Raw genomic sequence first — 21,060 nt, forward strand, 5'->3', positions numbered from 1 at the left:
TCAGCCCTCCTTCCGCCAGCCCTCGCCCCACGGCTGCCGCTGCTCCGGGGGCGTCTGGGAGTGCGCGTGGTACTCCACCGACTCCGCGGTCAACTGCATGAACGCCTCCTCCAGGGACGCCTGCTGCGGGCTCAGCTCGTGCAGCACGATCCGGTGCTGCGCCGCCAGCTCCCCGATCCGCTCCGGCTTGCCCCCGTCCACCTCCAGCGGGCCGCTCCCGGTCTGCACGACCGTCATCCCAGCCCGCTGGAGGACGTCGACCAGCCGGTCCCGGTGCGGGGTGCGGATGCGGACGTAGGAGCGCGAGTTCTGTGCGATGAAGTCGGCCATGGAGGTGTCGGCGAGCAGCCGGCCCTGGCCGATGACGACGAGATGGTCGGCGGTCAGCGCCATCTCGCTCATCAGATGCGAGGAGACGAACACCGTCCGGCCCTGCGCGGCCAGCGACTTCATCAGATTGCGGATCCAGTGGATGCCCTCGGGGTCGAGCCCGTTGACCGGCTCGTCGAACATCAGGATCCGTGGATCGCCGAGCAGCGCGCCCGCGATGCCGAGCCGCTGGCCCATGCCGAGCGAGAAGCCCTTGGCCTTCTTCCTCGCCACCGCGGTCAGGCCCACGGTGTCGAGGACCTCGTGCACCCGCGCCCTCGGGATGCCGTTGCTCTGGGCGAGACAGAGCAGATGGTTGAAGGCGCTGCGCCCGCCGTGCATGGCCTTCGCGTCCAGCAGCGCCCCGATGTACTTCAGCGGGTCCTTCAGCTGGTCGTAGTGCTTGCCGTCGATCCGCACATCGCCCGCCGTCGGCCGGTCCAGGCCCAGCAGCATCCGCATGGTGGTGGACTTGCCGGCGCCGTTGGGGCCGAGGAACCCGGTCACGATGCCGGGTCTGACGGAGAAGGTGAGGTTGTTGACCGCCACCTTCTCGCCGTAGCGCTTGGTCAGCCCCTCTAGCTCGATCATGCGGACACGCTAAAACGGGACAAAGCCCTCTGCCACCTCAGTGGCAGAGGGCTTTGCAGGTGCTCAGCGGCTGTACGCCGAGGCGTTACCGGGACCGCTGTTACCGGGTCTGCTGCGCCGGAACCCCACGGGAGATCGGCTCGTCCTCGGCCGGGGTGCCGGCCGCGGCCACAGCGGCGCCGGTGAGGGTCGCCAGCATCTCGCGCACGTTCGTCAGCTGGGCGTTGATCGAGTCGCGGCGGTTGGTCAGCGCGGCGAGCTCGCGCTCGGATTCCGAACGGATCCGGTCGGCCTTGGCGTTCGCGTCCGCGACGATGTCCTCGGCCTGGCGCTGCGCGGTCTCCACGGTCTGGCGGGCGCGGCGCTCGGCGTCCGTGCGCAGCTTCTCGGCCTCCAGGCGGAGCTGCTCCGCGCGGTGCTCGATCTCCGCGAGGCGCTTCTCGGCCTTCTGCTGACGGGAGGCGAGGTCGCGCTCGGACTGCTCGCGGCGCTTGGCCAGGTTGGTCTCGAAGTCGGCGGCGGCCTGCGCGGCCTTGGCCCGGGTCTCCTCGAAGAGGGCGTCCGCCTCCTCGCGCTTGGACTGCGCGTCCTTCTGCGCCTCGGAGCGCAGCTGGGCAGCTTCGCCCTTGGCCTTCTCGACGATCCGGACGCCCTCGTCCTCCGCCTTGGACTTGCGCTCCGCCGCGAACGATTCTGCGTCGTTGCGGACCTGCTGGGCCGCCGACTCGGCCAGCTCGCGGTGCTGCTCGGCGGCGCGCCGGGCCTCCTCGCGCAGATCCTTGGCCTCTTCCTCGGCGAGACGCAGGATCTTCTCGACACGCGCGCCGAGACCGGCGTACGACGGCTCGGCGTCGGTCACCTGGGCCTGGGCGTTCTGCGTTTCGAGGTGGAGCTCCTCGATGCGCTTTTCCAGAGCGGTGATGCGGGCGAGAGCGCTGTCACGGTCGGAGACGAGCTTGGAGATCCGTTCGTCCACCTGAGCGCGGTCGTACCCACGCCGCACAAGCTCGAAGCCGTAGGGGGAAGTGTCGCTCATGGGGTTCCTGTCGAAAGAGACCGGTGAGGTGATAGGTGGAATCCTAGGGGCCGAAGCGGTGTGTCATCGAGCGGATACGTGTTTGATCTGGAGAATGACACCCCTTTTGAGTGGCTAACCGTCGGACGCCTTGCCAAAAACTGGGTCAAAGGCCCCAGATGACACCGGAATCAGTTCGCTCCGCTAGCCTTCCGACGGCTTGCCACCCGATCGAGGGGCGCCGACCGTCGCGCCGGCCCTGACCCCACCGTCCTTGCCCGCCGCCGGGGTCTCGAAGGACTCCAACGCCTCCAGCACATCCTGGACCCGGGAGATCTCGGCGTTGATGTCCTCACGCCGGCGCACGAGCACCTCCAGCTCGCGCTTGCCCTCCTCGACCGTCCGCTTGGCCTCGCGGATCGCCTCGGCCCTGAGCTCCTCGGCCTCCCTGATCAGCGAGCTCTTCTTCTGCTCGGCCTCCTTGAGCAGGCCCTCAGCCTTCTTCACCGCGGCGATCCGGACCTTGCCCGCCTCGGAGTTGGCCTCCGACACCAGCTCCTTCGCCTTCGCCTGGGCCTTCTCCAGCTGCTCCTCGGCGGCCTTGATCAGCGCGTCGCAGCGGTCGCCGGTCGACTTCATCGTCTCCGCGGCCTCGCGGCGGGCCCGCTCGTGCAGCTTCTCGATCTCACCGGTGATGCGGTCGCGCAGCTCCTCCGCGCGCTCCCTTATCGCGGTGGCGTCCCGGCGGGCGCCGACGAGCAGCTCGTCCGCGTCCGTACGCGCCTTCTCCACCCGGGAGTTGCCCTCGACCGTCGCCTCCGCGACCAGCCGGTCGGCCTCCTTGCGGGCGGCGCCCACCATGGTGTCGGCCTGGCCCTCGGCGTCCGCGGTCGTCTTGTGCGCCTGCGTCTGCGCCTCGGTGAGCAGCTTGTCGGCCTCGGCGGCGGTCTCCGTGATGAGCGTGTCGACCTGCTCCGCCGCCTCCGAGCGCCGCTTGTTGGCGTCCTTGCGGGCCTCGTCCAGGGTCCGCTCGGCCTCCTCGCGCGCGGCCGCGGTGACCCGCTCGGCCTCCGCCAGCGCGTCCGCCTGCACCCGCTCCGACTCGGCGCGGACCCGCTCGGCGTGCTGCTGCGCGGAGCCCACCGTCTCGGCGGCCTCGGCACGCAGCCGCTCGGCGTCGCCGGTGGCGTCCGAGATCAGCCGCTCGGCGCTCGCGACCGACTCGGTGCGGACCCGCTCGGTCTCCTCCGCGGTCTCGGTGGTGAGCCGCTCGGCCTCCGAACGCGCCTCGGTGATGAGGGTGTCGGCCTGCGTCGCCGCGTCCGAACGGATGCGGTTGGCGTCCTCGCGGGCGTCCGCCCGGGTGCGCGCGGCCGCCTGGTCGGCCTCCGCGATGGCGTCCGAAGCCTCGGTACGGACCCGCTGGGCGTGCTCGGAGGCGTCCGTGCGCAGCCGCTCGGCCTCCGCGATCGCCTCCGACATGGTCCGCTCGGCCAGCGCCTTGGCGGCATCCGACTCCTGCGCGGCCTCGCGCCGGATCCGGCCCGCGTCCTCCGAGGCCCGCTCCCGCTCCGCGTAGGCGTCGCCGCGGACCCGGTCCGCCTCCTCCTCGGCCTCCCGCCGGGTGCGCTCCGCCGCGTGCTCGGAGGCGCTGCGCAGCCCCTGGATCTCCTCCTGGGCCTGCTCGTGCAGCCCGGTCACCGAGTCGCGCACCTGCTGTGCGTGCTGCTCGGCCGCGGACACCATCTCGGTGGCCCGCCGGTCCGCCTCCTCGACCAGCCGGACCGCCTCGGCCTGCGCCTCCTCCACGCGGTTGCGCGCCGAGGCCAGCAGCTCCTCGCTCTGCTCGCGGGCCCGCTCCCGCTCCTGGTCGGCCTCCTGACGCGCCGAACCGAGGGTCTCCTCGGCCTCGCGGCGGCGCCGGACGGCCTCCTCCTGGGCGGCGGCCAGCGTCTCCGACGCCTCGGTGGCCAGCCGCTCGGCCGCGGCCTGCGCCTCGGCACGGAACCGGTCGGCGCTGTCCTGCGCCTCCGACTTCAGCCGCTCCGCCTCGGCCGCGGCCTCCGACCGCAGGCGTACGGCGATGGTCTCGCCCTCCGCGCGGGACGCGGACGCGTCCGACGCGGCCTCGTTGCGCAGCCGCTCGGCCTCCGCCTCGGCCTGCTGCTGAAGGGTGCGGATCCGGTCGGCGGACTCCGTGCGCAGCCGCTCGTTCTCCTCGGCGGCCTCGCGGCGGATCCGCTCGGCCTCCTCACGGGCGTCGGTCAGCGCCTGCTCGGCGGCCGTCAGCCGCTGCTCGGTCTCGGTCCGAAGCCGGGTCAGCCCCTCGGCGGCCTCCTGGCGCCGGACCTCTATGGCCCGCTCGGTCTCCTCGCGCAGCTCGCGCGCGGCCCGCTCGGCCTCGGCCCGGATGCCCTCGGACTGCTCGACGACCTCGTCGCGGTGACGCTCGGCCTCCTGCCGGGTGCGCTCCAGGGTCTCCTCGGCCTGCCGGCGCAGCGTCGTGGCGCGCTCGATGGCCTCGGTGCGGACCTTCTCGCTGTCCGCCGTCGCGCCCTGACGCAGTTCGTCGGCGTCCTGCCGGGCCTTCGACAGCAGTTCCTCGGCGGTCTTGGCCGCCTCCTCGATCTGCTGGACGGCCTCCTTGCGGGCCTCCGCGCGGATCTTCTCGCCCTCGGCGACCGCGTCGGAGCGCAGCTGCTCGGCCTCGCCGCGCAGCCGGCGCGCCTCCTCCTGGAGCTCGACCGTCTTGGCGCGGTACTCCTTGGTGTCGTCCTTCGCCGCGCCCTTGAGCTGCTCGACGATGTCATGCGCCTCGGCGCGCAGCCGGTCCGACTCGGCCTCCGCCTCGCGGCGGATCCGCTCGGCCTCCTCGGCGGCGGCCTTGTTGGTGTTCTGCGCGTCCTCCTGCGCCTTGATGAGGACGTCCTCGGCGGTCTTGGCCGCCTTCGACAGCTGGGTCGCGCTCTCCTCGGCGGTGAGCGTACGGGCCTTCTCGGCGGCCTCCGTGAGGACCTTCTCGGCCTCCGCGCGGGCGTCCGCGACGACCTGCTCGGCGTCCGCCTTGGTGGCCTCGGCCTCCTTGGTGGCCTCGCTGACCAGCCGGGCGACCTGCTCCTTGGCCGTACGGGTGCGCTGCTCGTTGGCCGACTCGGCGCTGCTGAGGGTCTTGGCCGCGGCCTCCTTGGCCTCGGTGAGGACCTTCTCCGCCTCGGACTGCGCCTTGCGCAGCGCCTCCTCGGCCTCCGCCATCCGCTGCTCGGCGGCCCGGCTCAGCTCACCGGCCTGGCGGCGGGCCGAGTCCGACTCGGTGGCGGTGGAGCTGCGGAGCTGCTCGGCGTGGTCGGTGGCCTCCTGGGCCTGGGTGGAGGCTGCGTTCAGCAGCCGCTCGGCGTCGGTACGGGCCCGGCGCAGCAGCTGCTCGGCCTCCGCGCGGGCGGCCTCGGCCTCGCTCTGGAGGCGCTGGCGGGCCTCGCCGGTGACCCGCTCGGCCTCGGCGCGGGCGGTCGCCATGGCCTGATCGGCCTCGGTCCGGGACTCGTCGATGAGCCGGCGGGCCTGGGACTCGCTGCGGGCGCGCAGCTGCTCGGCCCACGCCACGTTCTCGTTGACATGGCTCTCGACGGTCTGGCGGCGCTCGGCCAGCTCCTGGTCGAGCTGCTGCCGGCGGGTGACCGCCTCCTGGTGCAGCTCCGCCTGGAGCCGCGCGGCCTGCTCGGCGTGCTCCTGGAGGATGCGCTGCGTCTGCGCGCGGGCCTGGCTCAGCTCCCGCTCGGCGTCCTGCCGCAGCTGGTCGGCCTGGATCTGCGCGTTCCGCAGCAGCTGCTCGGCCTGATAGCCGATGTCACCGCCGCCGAAGTCGGGCCGGGACATGATGGTGCGCCGCGCCTCGTGCAGCTTGGCGCGCAGCACCTCGACCTGGTAGCCGAGGTCCTCGGCGTGCTGGATCGCCTTTTCCCGCTCGGTCTTCAGCCGATCCATCTCGGCCTCGAACCGAGAGAGGTGGTCGACGTCAGCCGCCGGCTCTCGCTCCTGGCGTTCGTAGCCCCGCACTGCGCGGTCCCATCCGTCCCCTGGTCGCAAGTCTCTCCGTACGAGCTCCGTCCATCCGCCGAACGGGGCCCCCGGGGAATGGTGTCAGATCAACGACGGAGCATGGGCTGCTGCCCCGACGCTCGTCCCCCGAAACCCGGACCCCGGACCGCGGTCGAACGCCCGAGAGCGACGACCGACCCCAACCCTACCGGCCCATATGTACGAGGGTCAGTGCTCAGGTGACTCAACAGGCGCCGAAGTGACCAGTTCTGTCAGTACTCCATGACAATCCTTGGGGTGCAGGAAGGTGATTCGTGACCCCATGGAGCCGCGTCGCGGCTCCTCGTACAGAACGCGTACGCCCTTGCCCTTGATGTCGGCGGCGTCCGCGTCGACGTCCGCGGTGCCGAAGGCGATGTGGTGCACACCCTCGCCGTTCTTGGCGAGCCAATTGGCGACCGTGGAGTCCTCGCGGGTCGGCTCCAGGAGCTGGAGGTAGGACGCCCCGCCGTCGGACGTACCGTTGATCTTGAGCATGGCCTCACGGACCCCCTGCTCCTCGTTGACCTCCGAGTGGAACACTTCGAAGCCGTAGGTGGCCCGGTAGAACTCGACGGTCTTGTCGAGGTCGAAGCAGGCGATCCCGATGTGGTCGATTCGCGTCAGCATGGTTTTAGTGCAGCGCTCCCGGGGTGGTAACGCAACGTGCCAGCGATCACATCGACTGCACGGTGACGGCACGGAGTGCCACTCAGTACATTCGAAGTAAACCCTCGTTCACTCCTCGGCTGTGCAAGCTGGAAGGGGATCGCACCTCATGTCTGGAACGAACGGCACTACCTCGGTGATCGTCGCGGGCGCCCGTACGCCCATGGGACGGCTGCTGGGCTCGCTGAAGACCTTCTCCGGAGCCGACCTCGGCGGCTTCGCGATCAAGGCTGCCCTCGACCGTGCGGGGATCGGTGGCGACCAGGTCCAGTACGTGATCATGGGCCAGGTCCTCCAGGCCGGGGCGGGCCAGATTCCCGCCCGTCAGGCCGCGGTCAAGGCCGGCATCCCGATGAACGTCCCGGCGCTGACGATCAACAAGGTCTGTCTCTCCGGCCTCGACGCCATCGCCCTCGCCGACCAGCTGATCCGCGCCGGTGAGTTCGACGTGATCGTCGCCGGTGGCCAGGAGTCCATGACCAACGCGCCCCACCTGCTGCCGAAGTCCCGCGAGGGCTTCAAGTACGGCGCCATCGAGATGCTCGACGCGATGGCCCACGACGGTCTGACCGACTCCTTCGAGGGCATCGCCATGGGCGAGTCCACGGAGAAGCACAACACCCGCCTCGGCATCCGGCGTCCCGAGCAGGACGAGATCGCCGCGCAGTCCCACCAGCGGGCCGCCGCCGCGCAGAAGAACGGCATCTTCGAGGCCGAGATCACCCCGGTCGAGATCCCGCAGCGCAAGGGCGAGCCGGTCGTCTTCAGCAAGGACGAGGGCATCCGCGCCGAGACGACCGCGGAGTCGCTGGGCAAGCTGCGGCCCGCCTTCGCCAAGGACGGCACCATCACCGCCGGCACGTCCTCGCAGATCTCCGACGGCGCCGCCGCGGTCGTCGTGATGAGCAAGGCCAAGGCGCAGGAGCTGGGCCTTGAGTGGATCGCGGAGATCGGCGCGCACGGCAATGTCGCGGGCCCGGACAACTCGCTGCAGTCCCAGCCCTCGAACGCGATCCTGCACGCCCTGAAGAAGGAGGGCCTGGACGTCTCCGACCTCGACCTGGTCGAGATCAACGAGGCGTTCGCCGCCGTCGCGGTCCAGTCAATGAAGGACCTCGGGGTGTCCACGGAAAAGGTGAACGTCAACGGTGGTGCGATTGCCCTCGGCCACCCGATCGGCATGTCGGGCGCGCGTCTCGTGCTGCACCTGGCGCTGGAGCTGAAGCGCCGGGGCGGTGGCGTGGGCGCGGCCGCGCTGTGCGGTGGCGGTGGTCAGGGTGACGCGCTGATCGTGCGGGTTCCCAAGGCCTGACCTGTCTTTACTCGAGTGAACGGAGCTGTGATGCAGGACGTCTCCACGCTGGTGGCCCAGGCCAGGGAGGGCAGGCCGCGGGCCGTGGCTCGCCTGATCTCCCTGGTGGAGGGGGCGTCCCCGCAGCTCAGGGAGGTCATGGCGGCGCTGGCCCCGCTCACCGGCGGGGCGTATGTGGTGGGCCTGACGGGCTCGCCCGGGGTCGGCAAGTCGACCTCGACCTCCGCCCTGGTGACTGCGTACCGCAAACAGGGCAAGCGGGTCGGCGTGCTCGCCGTCGACCCCTCCTCGCCCTTCTCCGGCGGTGCGCTTCTCGGCGACCGGGTCCGGATGTCGGAGCACGCCTCCGACCCCGGCGTCTACATCCGGTCCATGGCCACCCGGGGGCACCTGGGCGGCCTCGCCTGGGCTGCCCCGCAGGCGATCCGTGTGCTGGACGCGGCGGGGTGCGACGTGATCCTGGTCGAGACGGTCGGGGTGGGCCAGTCGGAGGTCGAGATCGCGTCCCAGGCGGACACGTCGGTGGTGCTGCTCGCCCCTGGCATGGGGGACGGCATCCAGGCCGCCAAGGCCGGAATCCTGGAGATCGGTGACGTCTACGTCGTCAACAAGGCCGACCGGGACGGCGCCGACGCGACGGCTCGTGAGCTGAATCACATGCTCGGGCTCGGGGAGTCCCGTGGGCCGGGTGAGTGGCGGCCGCCGATCGTGAAGACGGTCGCGGCGCGGAGCGAGGGTGTCGACGAGGTCGTGGAGGCCCTGGAGAAGCACCGGGCCTGGATGGAGGAGCGGGGGGTGCTGGCGGAGCGCCGTCGGTCCCGGGCATCCCGTGAGGTGGAGACCATCGCGGTCACGGCGCTGCGTGAGCGCATCGGTGACCTGCACGGGGACCGCCGCCTGAGCGCGCTGGCGGACCGGATCGTGGCGGGGGAGCTGGATCCCTACCGGGCCGCGGACGAGCTGGTGGCGGGGCTCACTCAGGGCTGACCCGGCTTTTCCCTCGCCCCCGCCGCCCCTACCCGTCCCATCCCGGGGGCTGCCGCCCCGCCCCCGGACCCGCTGTCGGCCCCGAAAGGGCCTCGTCCTCAAACGCCGGACGGGCTGGAGGCGGGACGGGCTGCAGTAGGCGAGCGGGCCGACGTCAGTCGTCGTCGCCGTGGCGATCGTCGCTGTCGTCGTGGTCCTTCTTGTCGTCTCGGTCGTCGCTGTCGTCGTCCCGCTGGGCGCCGAGGACCTTGCCGGTGTCGGGGGCGACCTTGACGGTGTACTCGGTGCCGTCCGGCTTCACGACGTCCACGTCCCAGGTGTCGTCGCCGTCGTCCTCCAGGTCGACCGAGACGGCCGTACCCGGGGTGTGCTTCAGCGCGGCCGTCACGGCGTCGGCGGCGGTCACGGCCGCGGTGCGGACCTCGGCGGTGTCGTCGTCCCTGCCGTCGTCGTCCCTGCCGTCGTCGTCCCTGCCGTCGTCGTCCCGGTCGTCCGTGACCCGGACGTTCGCCTCCCCTGACGCGGGGGCGCTGTCGTCGTCCCCGGAGGCGTAGGCCGCGAAGCTGCCGCCTCCGATGAGGGCCGCCGCGGCGACGGTGGCGATGACGATGTTGCGCTTGGTCTTCATTCTGGTTCCTCCCCAGTTGGTCGGTCTCGACGGGAACCAATCTGCTGAACCGAGGCTGAGGGGAACCTGAAGGAGCCTGAAGATCGCTTCAGGTTGGCTCTGCCACCCTGGAGCGCATGCGCCTGCTGATCGTCGAGGACGAGAAACGCCTCGCCCTGTCCCTCGCCAAGGGCCTCACCGCCGAGGGATACGCCGTGGACGTCGTGCACGACGGGCTCGAAGGGCTGCACCGGGCGAGTGAGTCGCCGTACGACCTCGTGATCCTCGACATCATGCTGCCGGGGATGAACGGCTACCGCGTGTGCGGCGCGCTCCGGGCCGCCGGGCACGACGTGCCGATCCTGATGCTGACCGCCAAGGACGGGGAGTACGACGAGGCCGAGGGGCTGGACACGGGGGCTGACGACTATCTCACCAAGCCGTTCTCGTACGTCGTCCTCGTCGCCCGGATCAAGGCGCTGCTGCGGCGTCGCGGGCCCGGTGCCTCACCCGTGCTCGTGCACGGGGATCTGAAGGTCGACACCGCCGCCCGGCGCGTCCACCTCGGTGAGGGCGAGATCGCGCTCACCGCCAAGGAGTTCGCCGTGCTGGAGCAGCTCGTCACCCGGCCCGGCGAGGTCGTCTCCAAGGCGAGCATCCTGGAGCACGCCTGGGACTTCGCCTACGACGGCGACCCCAACATCGTCGAGGTCTACATCAGCACCCTGCGCCGCAAGCTCCGCCCCGGCCTCATCCGTACCGTCCGCGGCGCCGGGTACCGGCTGGAGTCGGGCCGATGAGACGCCTGTTCGGGTCGGTTCGGGCGCGGGCGACCCTCGGTGCCACGCTCGTCGTCGCGGTGGCGCTGGTCGCGGCGGGCGCCGCTGTGCTGCTGTCCCTGCGGTCCAATCTCATCGACCAGGCCGGGACCAAAGCCGAGCGCACCGCCCGGAACATCGCCGCCCAACTCGCCTCGGGCCGGCCCTACGGCGGGCTCGACCTGGACGATCAGACGCCGGTCCAGGTCGTCGACGAGGACGGCACGCTCGTCGCGGCCGGCGAGGACCTTGAGCGGATCAGTGGGACGGGGACGGCACAGGTCACCCCCAGCCCGCCGCGGCCCAGCCCGACCGGCGACGACGATGACGACGACGGTGATGATGACGACGTCTCTCTCGAACCCGGCGAGATCGACCCCGACACCGACTTCGCCGACGGTTCCGCGACCATCGACGGGACCACGGAGGACTACCGGTTCGCCACGGTCCGGGTCGAGGCCGGTGACCGGGGTCGGCTCACCGTCACCGCCGGGGGCTCGCTGGACGCCGAGCAGAGCGCGGTGAACACCGCGACCACCGTCATGCTGATCGGCTTCCCGCTGCTGATCGGCGTCGTCGCGGGCGTGACCTGGCTGGTCACCCGGCGCGCCCTGCGCCCGGTCGAGGGCATCCGGAGCGAGATGGCGGCGATCACCGCCTCCCAGGACCTGGCACGCCGGGTCCCCGAACCGGCCACCCACGACGAGGTCGCCCGCCTCGCCCGCACCACCAACGAGACGCTCTCGGCCCTGGAGGCCTCCGTCGAACGCCAGCGGCGCTTCGTCGCCGACGCCTCCCACGAACTGCGCAGCCCGATCGCCTCGCTGCGCACCCAGCTCGAAGTGGCCGCCGCGCATCCGGAGTTCCTGGACCTGGACGGGGCGGTGGCCGACACCGTACGGCTGCAGCATCTTGCCGCCGACCTGCTGCTGCTCGCCCGGCTCGACGCGGGGGAGCGGCCCACCGAGGCGCGGGTGGAACTCGCCGCGCTGGCCGAGGAGGAGGCCGAGGGGCGGGCGGGGGTGACCGTGGGGGCGCACGCGCCGGTGGAAGTGGCCGGATCGCGGGGGCAATTGGGGCGAGTGCTCGCCAATCTGCTCAACAACGCGGGCCGGCACGCCCGCTCCGCGATCACCGTGACGGTCCGCCGGGACGGGGTGTGGGCCGTGGTCCAGGTCGCCGATGACGGCGACGGTGTGCCCGAGGCCGACCGGGAGCGGATCTTCGAGCGGTTCGTACGGCTGGACGAGGCGCGCAGCCGGGACGACGGCGGCGCCGGGCTCGGCCTGGCCATCGCCCGCGATGTCGCCGAGCGGCACGGCGGCACGCTCATGGTGGGCAACGCGCCGGCAGGCGGCGCCCTGTTCGAGCTCCGCCTGCCGGTCGCCTGAGGATCAGTCCGGGGTCACGGGCGGCCGCGCTGGCCCCGCAGGTGCTCCGCGATCGGCTTGAGCGCCTTGTCCAGCTCCACCAGCGCCTCCGGCGTCAGCAGATCGATGAAGTGCCGGCGCACCGATGCCACGTGGTGCGGCGCGACCTTCTTCATCGTCTCCATGCCGTGCTCGGTGAGGACGGCGTAGAGCCCGCGGCGGTCGGACTCGCAGTTCTCGCGCCGGACCAGGTTCGCGTTCTCCATGCGGGTGATCTGGTGGGAGAGGCGGCTCTTGGACTGGAGGGTGGCGGACGCGAGGTCGCTCATCCGCATCCGTACGTCCTCCGACTCGGAGAGGTTCACCAGGATCTCGTAGTCGTTCATGGTCAGGCCGAACGGCTGGAGGTCCCTTTCGAGCTGGTAAGTCAACAGCCTGTTGACCTCCAGGTGGGTGCGCCAGGCGCACTGCTCCGCATCGGTCAGCCAGGGCGTGGCCGTCTCGGTCTCCATAAATGAAGTCTACCTAAAATGTTGAAAAGCGAACTAGTGAGGGCGGTGTGACAGTGCGCACGCGTTCGAAGTCGTCACACTCCGCAGACTACCGCTCACAGCCCGAAGCGACGCTGGAGGTCCCCCAGCTGTCCGGGAAGGCGCGGTGCGCCGGCTTGCTGTGAGCCACCTGCGGACCCACCGCTTCCGGGTACTCCGGCCTGGTGTGGAACCGTGCCCGTCGCCTGCTCGGCCATGAGGGCTTCCGAGGACTGCAGGAGCACGGTGCCGGCTCCCACAAACTCGAACTGGTGCTCCTCTCCGGAGGCCCCTCCGAGCCCTGTCATCGCACGTAGACCGCCCATCAGGCCGGTCATATAGCCGTAGTCGTAGTGATGGCACGGGGAGGGGCAGTCGGCCCAGCCGACGAGCGCCTGTGGATCCACCCGGATCGGGGGCTCCATGAACACCACCGGGCCGTTAGATGCGGCCACGAACTTTCCGGTTCCGATGAGGGTCAGAAAACCTGGCACGATCGACTGCTTCAGCGACAGACTTGGCTGAAAAGCGAGCAGGTTGCCTGAGCGAATGGTCAGGTTGCCGTCCTCGAGGTCGTACGAATTCACATCGAAGGCCCGGTCGGCGAGCAGCATCTTGCCCGAGCCCTCGGCGACGACCCAGTCGCTCGCGTGCAGTGGTGAATGGAAGGACGTACGGACAAGTCGGTCAAGCCGGCCGTGTCCGATGCCGTTGAAGTCGATCGAGCCGTAGTAGGCGATCATCTTCCCCTTCTGGAGGAACCACTGGCTCCCCTTGAGCTCCACGCAGAAGGTGTAGTGGTTGACGTTGTCGTCGGACGGCAGGGTCATCGGGTCATGGACCACGGGCCCCGCACCCGGGTAGGTGCTCACAGCTTCTCCTCCGAGGCCTGGACGTACACCGTGCCGCTGCCGCTGAGCTCCAGCTGGAAGGCCTCGCCGGAGCCCCGGCCCACCATGTCCCGCCAGCCGAGCGCGGTCGACAGTTTGTTGCGTACGTCACCTTGGTGGGCGACGTAGGCCTGGGGGTCGACATGGACCGGGCGCTGGGGGCTGATGGGGATCTCCAGGACCCCGCCATGGGCCATGACGGCGACCGAGCCGTGGCCCTTCAGGGTCGTGGTGAACAGGCCCTGGCCGGTGACCTGGCCGCGGACCATGCCCATCACCCCGCCCTGGGAGCCCATGAACATCGTGCCCTGCTCCAGGGTGCCCTCGAAGGCCAGCAGCCGGTCCGCCTCCACATACAGGGTGTCCCCGGTGAGGGCGATCACCTGGACGTGGTGGCCGCCGTGCCCGAACAGGACGGTGCCGCTGCCCTCGACCGTCATCAGCGGGGTGGCCTCACCCGCGACCCGGCGCCCCATCATCGACATCAGGCCGCCCTGGCCGCCGGAGGTATTGGGGGTGAAGGACACCTCGCCCTTGTAGGCGAGCATCGCGCCGCGCTGGCTGAACAGCCGCTGACCGGGCAGGACGGTCGCCTCGACCATCTTGGAGTTGATCTCACGCAAGGCCATCTCAGACGTCCCCCGCGATCGTGTTGCGCTCGCTCGGCTGTACGTAGACCAGGCCGTCGCCCTCGAAGCGGATCTGGAAGGCCTCGCCGCCGCCCTCGCCCATCAGCGTGCGGAAGGTGACACCGGACTGGAAGGACTGGCGGAGGTCGCCCTGATGGGCGATGTACGCCCCCGGGTCGACGGTCAGCGGGTACTGCGCGCTGACCCGCAGCACCACCGCCGGGCCGTCCGAGGTGATCGCCGCCTGTCCGTGCCCTTCGACGGTCGTGGTGAACAGGCCGTTGCCCTGCGAGGCGCCGCGCAGCCCCGTGAAGGTCGTGCCGGTCCGGAGCCCCCCGTCGGTCGCGAGCAGGTTGCTGGACTCGACGTAGAGCTTGTCCCCCTGGAGGCCGACGAGGTTGATCTCGGACGCGCGGTCCGCGAACCAGCAGGTGCCGTGCCCCTTCACCTCCATCACCGTCATCTGCTCACCGGTCAGGCGCCGGGTCACCATGCCCCGGATGCCCTCGCCACCCCCGCTGAGCTTCTTGAACGCCACTTGTCCGTCGTACGCGACCATCGAGCCGTTCTTCGCCTTCACGGCGTCCCCGGTCATCTCGACGGCGAGCACCTTGCTTCCTTGAAGTCGAAACATCGCCACGCTGCGAAGGTAGCCGGTCGTGGACGGCCGCCAACAGAGCCCCAAGCCGGAGATCGACCCTGAATGCCCCCTTAGGGGCCCCGGCCCGCAACCCGCCCCCCTTCGTTTGCTTCAATAGGTGATTGTTTGTGCTTGCGTTCACAAACTCCGACGTCTCTCCCATCGAAGGTGACCCGTGGACATCAAGACCGCCACCGCCCTCCGCCGCCTCCGCCTCGTCTCGGCGCCCGAGGCGGTGTCCTTCCTGCTGCTGCTGGTCTGCTCGGTGCTGAAGCGCACCACCGACTTCAACGCGGTCCCCGTGATGGGCGCGATCCACGGCGCCCTGTTCGTCCTGTACGTCATCTTCTGGGCCGACGCCTGGAACCGCGCGAAGTGGCCGGTCAAGACGGCCGTCGTCTACTTCGTCCTCTCCGTCCTGCCCACCGGCGGCTTCTTCGCCGAGCGCATGCTCAAGCGCGAGGCCGAGGACGCGGTCATCGCCACCCGCGCGCGCCAGGAGGGCGCGGTGAAGACGTCGTGATCGTCGCCTTCTCCGTGACGCCGCTCGGCGTCGGCGAGGACGTGGGGGAGTACGTCGCCGACGCCGTCCGGGTGGTCCGGGAGTCCGGCCTGCCGCATCGCACCGACGCGATGTTCACCTCGATCGAGGGCGAGAGCTGGGACGAGGTCATGGACGTCGTCAAGCGGGCCGTGGCCGCCGTCGAGGCGCGCGCCCCGCGGGTGTCCCTGGTCCTCAAGGCGGACATCCGCCCCGGGGTCACCGACGGTCTGACCTCCAAGGTGGAGACGGTGGAGCGGTATCTCGCCGCCGAGTGAGCGCACCAGCCACGAGAACCCCGGCCCCGCGCGGGCCGGGGTTTTCTCGCGCCCGGTGTTTGAGCGGTCGCTCAAAACCGTGTAGCTTCCTCTCCAGGAAGTTTGAGCAGTCGCTCAAAAAACAGGCTGACCTGGGGGAATCAGATGGGTCACACCGGTCTCTACATAGAGGCGCGGATCCGCGCCGATCTCGACGCCCTGTGGGCCCGCACCCAGGAGCCGTCCGAGCACCAGCGCTGGGACCTGCGCTTCAGCGAGATCGATTACCTCCCGCGCGAGCCGGGCGAACCGCAGCGCTTCCGCTACGCCACGCGCGTGCTGCCCTTCCTCACCGTCGCCGGCACCGGCGTCTCGGCCGGGGAGAAGGAGCGCCCCGACGGCACCCGCACCTCCGCCCTGCGCTTCTCCTCCCCGCACCCCCTCTCCCTGCTCGCCGAGGGCAGCGGCTACTGGCGCTACATCCCCGACGGCGACGGCGTCCGCTTCCTCACCGGCTACGACTACCGCCCCCGCTGGGGCGCCCTCGGCGCGCTCGCCGACCGGCTGCTGTTCCGCCCGCTCATGGGCTGGGCGACGGCCTGGTCCTTCGACCGGCTGCGGCTGTGGCTGGAGCGCGGCGTCACTCCCGAGCGGGCCCGGCTGAACTGGCTGGCGGAGCTGACCGTCCGCGCCCTCGTGATCGCCGTCGCCTGCACCGGACTGGGCCTGGAGTCACTGCTGCGGCTGCTCGGACCCTTCGCCGCCTCGGCGGCGTACCTCTGTCCGCTCCTGCTCGCCGCCGCCGTCTGCGTGGCGCTCTTCAAGTCGCCGCTGCCGGGCACCCCGGCCGCCCGCCGCTGTCTGCGCCAGCCGCTGACCCGGGCACGTGCCCCCCGACTCCTTCGCACCCTGGAGAACCCGCGATGACCTCGATCTTCCGCGCGGCCATGGGTGCCGACTTCGACCGCCTCCACCCGCAGGCGCAGCGCCGCTTCTCCGTCGGCCTGGCGAGCGGTGAGGCATGCACCGGGCGGGGTGTCATGGACCGTATCTGGCACGGCGGGGCATTCGTGAAGCCGTTCCTGGCCCTCGGCGCCACCCGCAACATCCTCGTCCCGCGCGAGGGCCGCCGGGTGCCCTTCGTGATCGAGAACGTTCCGTACACCGACAACTACGGGCGTGAGACGGTGACCTTCGTGCGCACCTTCGACCTGCCCGGCAGGCCCCGCCGCTTCGACGCCCAGATGGTGCTGAGCCCCCAGGGCGACCGCGTCCTCGACTACCTCGGCACCCACCAGCACCTCGCCACCGACCTGTACTTCGGGGCCGAGCCCGACGGCTCGCTGCTGATCCGCTCCGGCGAGCACCGCTTCCGGGAGGGTGTGCTGGACGTCCGGGTGCCCGAGCTGATCGGCGCCACGGCCGAGGTGCGCGAGTCCTACGACGACGCCGCCGGCCGCTTCCGTATCCAGGTCCGGGTGATGAACCGGTACTTCGGCCCCCTCTTCGGATACGAGGGCTCCTTCCGTGCCTCCTACACCGACATCCGGCGCTGCGGAGTGCGCCCCGGTCTGCGCCCGGTGCGCGAGGAGGCGCGCGCGTGAGCCCGGAGACCGCCAAGTCCCTGGAGACGAAGACCAAGCTCCTCGAAGGGGCGCTGCGGACGCTGACCGAGCAGGGGATCGCCAAGACGTCGGCGCGTACGGTCGCGGCCGCCGCCGGAGTCAACCAGGCGCTGGTCTTCTACCACTTCGGTTCGCTGAACGACCTGCTGGCGGCGGCCTGCCGGTACGGCGCCGAGCAGCGCGTCGCCCGCTACCGGGAGCGGTTCGCCACCATCACCTCGCTCTCCGAACTCCTCGCCCTCGGCCGGGGGATGCACGAGGAGGAGAGGGCCTCCGGCTATGTCTCCCTCCTCGGCCAGCTCCTGGCCGGAGCCCAGACCCACGAGAGCCTCGCCCCCGCCACGGCCGCCGGGCTCGATCTGTGGATCACCGAGATCGAGCAGGTCCTGACCCGGGTGCTGGCCGAGACCCCGTTCGGCGAGTTCGTGGACCCGCCGGGACTGGCGCGTGCGGTGGCGGCGTCCTTCGTGGGCATCGAGCTGTACGAGGGCGTGGACGCCCAGGGGGCGGGCGCCGCGCTGGACGCGCTGGAGCAACTCGGCCGTCTGGTCACGGCGCTGGACGAACTCGGCCCCATGGCCCAGCGCGCGGTCCGCCACCACCTACGGCGTACTCAGCGCTGACCCGTCGTCGCACAGCGCCTGCCCGGACAGCGTCCTCAGCGCCACGTCGATCGGGTGCTCCGACCCGTCCTCCGCCTGCTGCCACCGGGCGAGGTTCACCGCGACGGACATCTGGCGCCTGCCGTCGGACCGGGTCAGCGACAGCGTCCCGGCGCCCCAGACCGTACCGTCGTGGCCCCAGAAGGTGCCGCAGCCGGGAACGGTGAGCTTGTGCAGGCCGAGGCCGTACTCGATCGTCGAGCCGTCCAGGGCGATCACCGGGACGGTGCGCCGCATCTGCGCCAGCGCCGCCCGGCCGACGATCCGGCCGTCCAGCAGCCGGGCGTAGAAGCGGTTGAGGTCCTCCATGGTCGACACCAGGCCTGCGCCCAGAGTCACCCAGGACATGTTGTAGACGCTGTAGTCGTGGGGCGGGTCGAGCAGGCCGAAGAGGGCCTCGTACTGCTTCGAGTGCGGTCCCTTGATGCGCGGGCCGGCCGGGAACGCGGTGTGCTTCAGTCCGGCGCGCTCGATGACGTTGCGAGTGATGTACTCCTGCGCCGTGGTGCCGGTGACCTTGGCCAGGAGCTCGCCGAGGAGGGCGTAGTTGGTGTTGGAGTACACGCCCGGGGTGGCGCCGGGTTCGGCGGCCGGGGGCGCCGAGAGACCGAGTTCGATCAGTTCGGCGGGGGAGAACTCCCGGAACCGGTTGTCGTCGAGGCTCCGCGGCGACCTCTCCTGGAGCGAGGGGAAGGCGTGGGGGATGTGGTCGGGGATGCCGCTGGTGTGGTTGAGCAGCATCCGTACCGTGATCCGCCGGCCGCGCTCGCCCGGCACCAGGTCCGGCAGACAGCCGCCGATCGGCGCGTCGAGCCGGATCCGGCCCCGCGGTGCCGCATGTCGGCCCGGACCGGGCGCCCTCGACGAGGTGCTCCTGGACCGGCTGGCCATCGCCGTCGCGGCGGCCGTCGAGCGGTACGGCCCCGCCCGCACCACCATGGCCGACCCCGCCCTGGTCGAGCTGGCGATCAGCGCCACCACCGACGAGGCGGCCCGCGGCCGGGCGCTCAGGCTGCTGGGCTTCGCCGCCGGTCTGCCGGTCCACGCCGTCGCCGTACGCTCCGGCCTCCCGCTCGACCGCGTCGGCACCCTCCTCTGCCCGGCCCGCCCGGTGAAGGCCGCCCCGCTCGGCGATGTGGGGGTCGTGCTGGCCGCCGCCCTGGACCCCGCCCGCCTCCCGGCCGGCGTCCGTGCGGGCATCGGCGCCCCCGGCGGCCCCGAGTGCTCCTGGCGGCAGGCCCGGACCGCCCCGCGCTTCACCAGCGCGCGCGAGCCCGTCGTCCGCCACGCCGACCTGGGCGCCCTGGCGCTCCTCGCCGAGCTCGACGAGGACACCGTCCGCGCCAACCCCGACGTGGCCGCCATCGGCCGGATCGACCCCGAGGACCTGCGGACCCTGGACCTCTACTGCGCCACCGGCTCGCTGCGCCGGGCCGCCGAACTCCTCCACCTCCACCACAGCAGCGTCGCCCGCCGGATCGACCAGCTCGGGCGCGGTCTGGGCCTCGAACTCACCGAGCCCACCGGGCTGACCCGGGCCCGACTCGCCCTCACCGCATGGCGGCTGCTCGACGGCTGACGGGCCCTCTGACGGGCACCCACCTGGACGCCCCCAGTTCGACATGCCCATAAATCTCCATTTGTGTGGGGGTATCGGCGCGATCGTCGATGACTCCTCGATCACTGGAGGGCGCTGTGCGGCCGGAGGGCTATGACTACGACACCCACAGCCGACTCGCCGGGCCGCTCACGGAGCCGGCCGGCGCTTCGTACCGGGTGCAGTACGCCTCGCTGCTCTCCCGCGAGCCGCGGCGAATACGAGCCGTCCTCCTGATGACCCTGGCGCCGCTGCTCACCGGCGCCCTGCTCGTCTACCTCGTCTGGCCCACCCACTGGGTCGAGCGCGAGGGCGGCGACCGCTGGCTGGTCGGCCTCGACCTCGCCATGCTCATATCGATCGGGCTCATCGAGCTGTTCATGGTCGTCAACGTCGCCTCCGTGGCCCACGCCACCCTCGTGGCCCGCGACCCGGTCCCGGTCACCGCCGCACCCGGCACCCGCGTCGCCTTCCTGACGACCTACGTCCCGGGCAAGGAACCCCTCGCCATGGTCCGCGCCACCCTCGAAGGCGCCGTCCGGATCACCCACCGCGGCCCCCTCGACGTATGGCTCCTGGACGAGGGCGACGACGCACAGGCCAAGGCCCTCTGCGCGGAACTCGGCGTCCGGCACTTCACCCGCCACGGCGTCCCCGAGTGGAACCGCCCCAAGGGTGTCCACAAGGCCCGCACCAAGCACGGCAACTACAACGCCTGGCTCGCCGTGCACGGCGGCGACTACGAGTTCTTCGCCTCCGTCGACACCGACCACGTCCCGCACCCGGCGTTCCTGAAGCGGATGATGGGGTACTTCCGCGACCCGGACGTCGCCTTCGTCGTCGGACCCCAGGTCTACGGCAATTACCACAACCCCGTCACCAAGGCCGCCGAGTCCCAGCAGTTCCTCTTCCACGCGCTCATCCAGCGCGCCGGCAACCGTTACCGCGCCCCGATGTTCGTCGGTACGAACAACGTCGTACGGATCTCCGCCCTCAAACAGATCGGCGGCCTGTACGACTCCATCACCGAGGACATGGCCACCGGCTTCGAACTGCACCGGCACCGCAATCCGCTGACCGGACGGTACTGGCGCTCCGTCTACACCCCGGACGTCCTCGCCGTCGGCGAGGGGCCCGCCTCCTGGACGGACTTCTTCACCCAGCAGATGCGCTGGTCGCGGGGGACCTACGAGACCCTGTTCAAGCAGTACTGGAAGGCGCCGTTCTCCATGCCGCCGGGCCGCCTGTTCTCGTACACGCTGATGCTCGTCTACTACCCGATGACGGCCGTCAACTGGTTCCTCGGCATCCTCAGCTGCTTTCTCTTCCTCTGGTTCGGCGCCTCCGGCACCCAGGTCGCCGCCTCCGTCTGGCTGATGCTCTACAGCGACGCGGCCGCCCTCCAGATCGGTCTGTACCTGTGGAACCGGCGGCACAACGTCTCGCCGCACGAGCCGCAGGGCTCCGGCGGGCTCGCGGGCATGGCGATGTCCGCGCTGTCCGCGCCGATCTACCTCAAGTCCTTCGGCGAGGCGCTGATCCGCCGGCCCAGCCGGTTCGTCGTCACCCCCAAGGGCGGCGACGCCAGCCCCGACCGGCTGCTCACCTTCCGGATCCACCTCGGCTGGGCGGCCCTGCTCGCCGCCTCGCTGGTCGCCTCCATGGCGCTCGGCCACACGCACGTGGCCATGCGGACCTGGGCGGTGCTCGCGATCGTGATCTCGCTGGCGCCGGTCGCGGTGTGGGTCGCCACGCTGGTCAGGACGCGGCGGGAGCGGCAGTCGCCCGTCCCGGCCGCGCGGCCCGCCGACGGCACCGAATCGGCCCTCGCCACGACCGCCCCCGTCTCCGGCACCCCGACAGGAGGCAACTAGGCC

General features: G+C 71.1%; 21 protein-coding genes. 11 read left to right on the forward strand and 10 right to left on the reverse strand.

All coding sequences use genetic code 11. The features are described 5' to 3' along the window. From STRCI_RS27730 to mce, 4 genes are all read right to left on the reverse strand, one after another. Nucleotides 1-960, reverse strand: a complete 960-nt coding sequence (locus STRCI_RS27730; RefSeq protein WP_269661686.1) for an ABC transporter ATP-binding protein — start codon at nucleotides 958-960, stop codon at nucleotides 1-3. 100 nt (nucleotides 961-1,060) lie between these two features. Continuing rightward, entirely contained in the window at nucleotides 1,061-1,996 is a 936-nt protein-coding gene (locus tag STRCI_RS27735) for a coiled-coil domain-containing protein (RefSeq protein WP_269661687.1), read from the reverse strand. 183 nt (nucleotides 1,997-2,179) lie between these two features. Next, entirely contained in the window at nucleotides 2,180-6,028 is a 3,849-nt protein-coding gene (gene scy / locus STRCI_RS27740) for a polarized growth protein Scy (protein WP_269661688.1), read from the reverse strand. Between the two features lie 210 nt (nucleotides 6,029-6,238). Beyond that, on the reverse strand, nucleotides 6,239-6,679 hold the full coding sequence (gene mce, locus STRCI_RS27745) for a methylmalonyl-CoA epimerase (RefSeq protein ID WP_269661689.1): 441 nt from the start codon (nucleotides 6,677-6,679) through the stop codon (nucleotides 6,239-6,241). Nucleotides 6,680-6,827: 148 nt separating this feature from the next. Between mce and STRCI_RS27750 the strand changes: the two genes are divergently transcribed. Together STRCI_RS27750 and meaB are read left to right on the forward strand one after the other, a co-directional pair. After that, complete coding sequence (locus STRCI_RS27750) at nucleotides 6,828-8,030, forward strand: acetyl-CoA C-acetyltransferase (protein WP_269661690.1); 1,203 nt, start codon at nucleotides 6,828-6,830, stop codon at nucleotides 8,028-8,030. A gap of 30 nt (nucleotides 8,031-8,060) precedes the next feature. Next, nucleotides 8,061-9,017 (forward strand): methylmalonyl Co-A mutase-associated GTPase MeaB, encoded by a 957-nt coding sequence (gene meaB, locus STRCI_RS27755; RefSeq protein ID WP_269661691.1) that lies wholly within the window; start codon nucleotides 8,061-8,063, stop codon nucleotides 9,015-9,017. 154 nt (nucleotides 9,018-9,171) lie between these two features. Here the strand turns inward: meaB and STRCI_RS27760 are convergent, their stop codons facing one another. Continuing rightward, a complete protein-coding gene (locus STRCI_RS27760) occupies nucleotides 9,172-9,645 on the reverse strand; it encodes a PepSY domain-containing protein (protein WP_269661692.1) in 474 nt (157 codons plus the stop codon). Nucleotides 9,646-9,761: 116 nt separating this feature from the next. Between STRCI_RS27760 and STRCI_RS27765 the strand changes: the two genes are divergently transcribed. Next, entirely contained in the window at nucleotides 9,762-10,424 is a 663-nt protein-coding gene (locus STRCI_RS27765) for a response regulator transcription factor (protein WP_269661693.1), read from the forward strand. Next, on the forward strand, nucleotides 10,421-11,833 hold the full coding sequence (locus STRCI_RS27770; RefSeq protein ID WP_269661694.1) for a sensor histidine kinase: 1,413 nt from the start codon (nucleotides 10,421-10,423) through the stop codon (nucleotides 11,831-11,833). Before STRCI_RS27765 ends, STRCI_RS27770 begins: the two co-directional genes overlap by 4 nt. 14 nt (nucleotides 11,834-11,847) lie before the next feature. Here the strand turns inward: STRCI_RS27770 and STRCI_RS27775 are convergent, their stop codons facing one another. From STRCI_RS27775 to STRCI_RS27790, 4 genes are all read right to left on the reverse strand, one after another. Then, entirely contained in the window at nucleotides 11,848-12,324 is a 477-nt protein-coding gene (locus STRCI_RS27775; RefSeq protein ID WP_015657773.1) for a MarR family winged helix-turn-helix transcriptional regulator, read from the reverse strand. A 95-nt stretch (nucleotides 12,325-12,419) separates the two neighbouring features. After that, nucleotides 12,420-13,214, reverse strand: a complete 795-nt coding sequence (locus STRCI_RS27780; protein WP_269661695.1) for an AIM24 family protein — start codon at nucleotides 13,212-13,214, stop codon at nucleotides 12,420-12,422. After that, nucleotides 13,211-13,861 carry an AIM24 family protein gene (locus tag STRCI_RS27785; RefSeq protein WP_269661696.1) on the reverse strand — a complete coding sequence of 217 codons (651 nt, stop codon included), beginning with the start codon at nucleotides 13,859-13,861 and terminating at the stop codon, nucleotides 13,211-13,213. Before STRCI_RS27785 ends, STRCI_RS27780 begins: the two co-directional genes overlap by 4 nt. Before the next feature lies 1 nt (nucleotide 13,862). Then, on the reverse strand, nucleotides 13,863-14,495 hold the full coding sequence (locus STRCI_RS27790) for an AIM24 family protein (RefSeq protein WP_269664663.1): 633 nt from the start codon (nucleotides 14,493-14,495) through the stop codon (nucleotides 13,863-13,865). A 181-nt stretch (nucleotides 14,496-14,676) separates the two neighbouring features. Here STRCI_RS27790 and STRCI_RS27795 point away from each other — a divergent pair, with 181 nt between their 5' ends. From STRCI_RS27795 to STRCI_RS27815, 5 genes are all read left to right on the forward strand, one after another. Then, nucleotides 14,677-15,024, forward strand: a complete 348-nt coding sequence (locus tag STRCI_RS27795) for a DUF3817 domain-containing protein (RefSeq protein ID WP_269661697.1) — start codon at nucleotides 14,677-14,679, stop codon at nucleotides 15,022-15,024. After that, nucleotides 15,021-15,320 (forward strand): MTH1187 family thiamine-binding protein, encoded by a 300-nt coding sequence (locus tag STRCI_RS27800; protein WP_093720213.1) that lies wholly within the window; start codon nucleotides 15,021-15,023, stop codon nucleotides 15,318-15,320. The genes STRCI_RS27795 and STRCI_RS27800 overlap by 4 nt, the downstream gene beginning before the upstream one ends. A gap of 144 nt (nucleotides 15,321-15,464) precedes the next feature. Further along, on the forward strand, nucleotides 15,465-16,226 hold the full coding sequence (locus STRCI_RS27805) for a hypothetical protein (RefSeq protein WP_269661698.1): 762 nt from the start codon (nucleotides 15,465-15,467) through the stop codon (nucleotides 16,224-16,226). After that, nucleotides 16,223-16,903 (forward strand): DUF4166 domain-containing protein, encoded by a 681-nt coding sequence (locus STRCI_RS27810; protein WP_269661699.1) that lies wholly within the window; start codon nucleotides 16,223-16,225, stop codon nucleotides 16,901-16,903. The genes STRCI_RS27805 and STRCI_RS27810 overlap by 4 nt, the downstream gene beginning before the upstream one ends. After that, nucleotides 16,900-17,547, forward strand: coding sequence for a TetR/AcrR family transcriptional regulator (locus STRCI_RS27815; protein ID WP_269661700.1), 648 nt, complete (start codon nucleotides 16,900-16,902; stop codon nucleotides 17,545-17,547). The genes STRCI_RS27810 and STRCI_RS27815 overlap by 4 nt, the downstream gene beginning before the upstream one ends. On the opposite strand, the gene STRCI_RS27820 is transcribed toward STRCI_RS27815, so the two are convergent. Next, nucleotides 17,527-18,363, reverse strand: a complete 837-nt coding sequence (locus STRCI_RS27820) for a serine hydrolase domain-containing protein (protein ID WP_418953381.1) — start codon at nucleotides 18,361-18,363, stop codon at nucleotides 17,527-17,529. The two genes, STRCI_RS27815 and STRCI_RS27820, sit on opposite strands and share 21 nt — an antisense overlap. Here STRCI_RS27820 and STRCI_RS27825 point away from each other — a divergent pair. Together STRCI_RS27825 and STRCI_RS27830 are read left to right on the forward strand one after the other, a co-directional pair. Beyond that, nucleotides 18,335-19,165: a helix-turn-helix domain-containing protein gene (locus tag STRCI_RS27825; RefSeq protein ID WP_269661701.1), complete on the forward strand. Its 831-nt coding sequence runs from the start codon at nucleotides 18,335-18,337 to the stop codon at nucleotides 19,163-19,165. The two genes, STRCI_RS27820 and STRCI_RS27825, sit on opposite strands and share 29 nt — an antisense overlap. Before the next feature lie 116 nt (nucleotides 19,166-19,281). Beyond that, nucleotides 19,282-21,057, forward strand: a complete 1,776-nt coding sequence (locus tag STRCI_RS27830) for a glycosyltransferase family 2 protein (protein WP_269664664.1) — start codon at nucleotides 19,282-19,284, stop codon at nucleotides 21,055-21,057. The last annotated feature ends 3 nt before the right edge of the window (nucleotides 21,058-21,060 follow it).

The sequence above is a fragment of the Streptomyces cinnabarinus genome, from assembly GCF_027270315.1.
Lineage (GTDB): Bacteria > Actinomycetota > Actinomycetes > Streptomycetales > Streptomycetaceae > Streptomyces > Streptomyces cinnabarinus.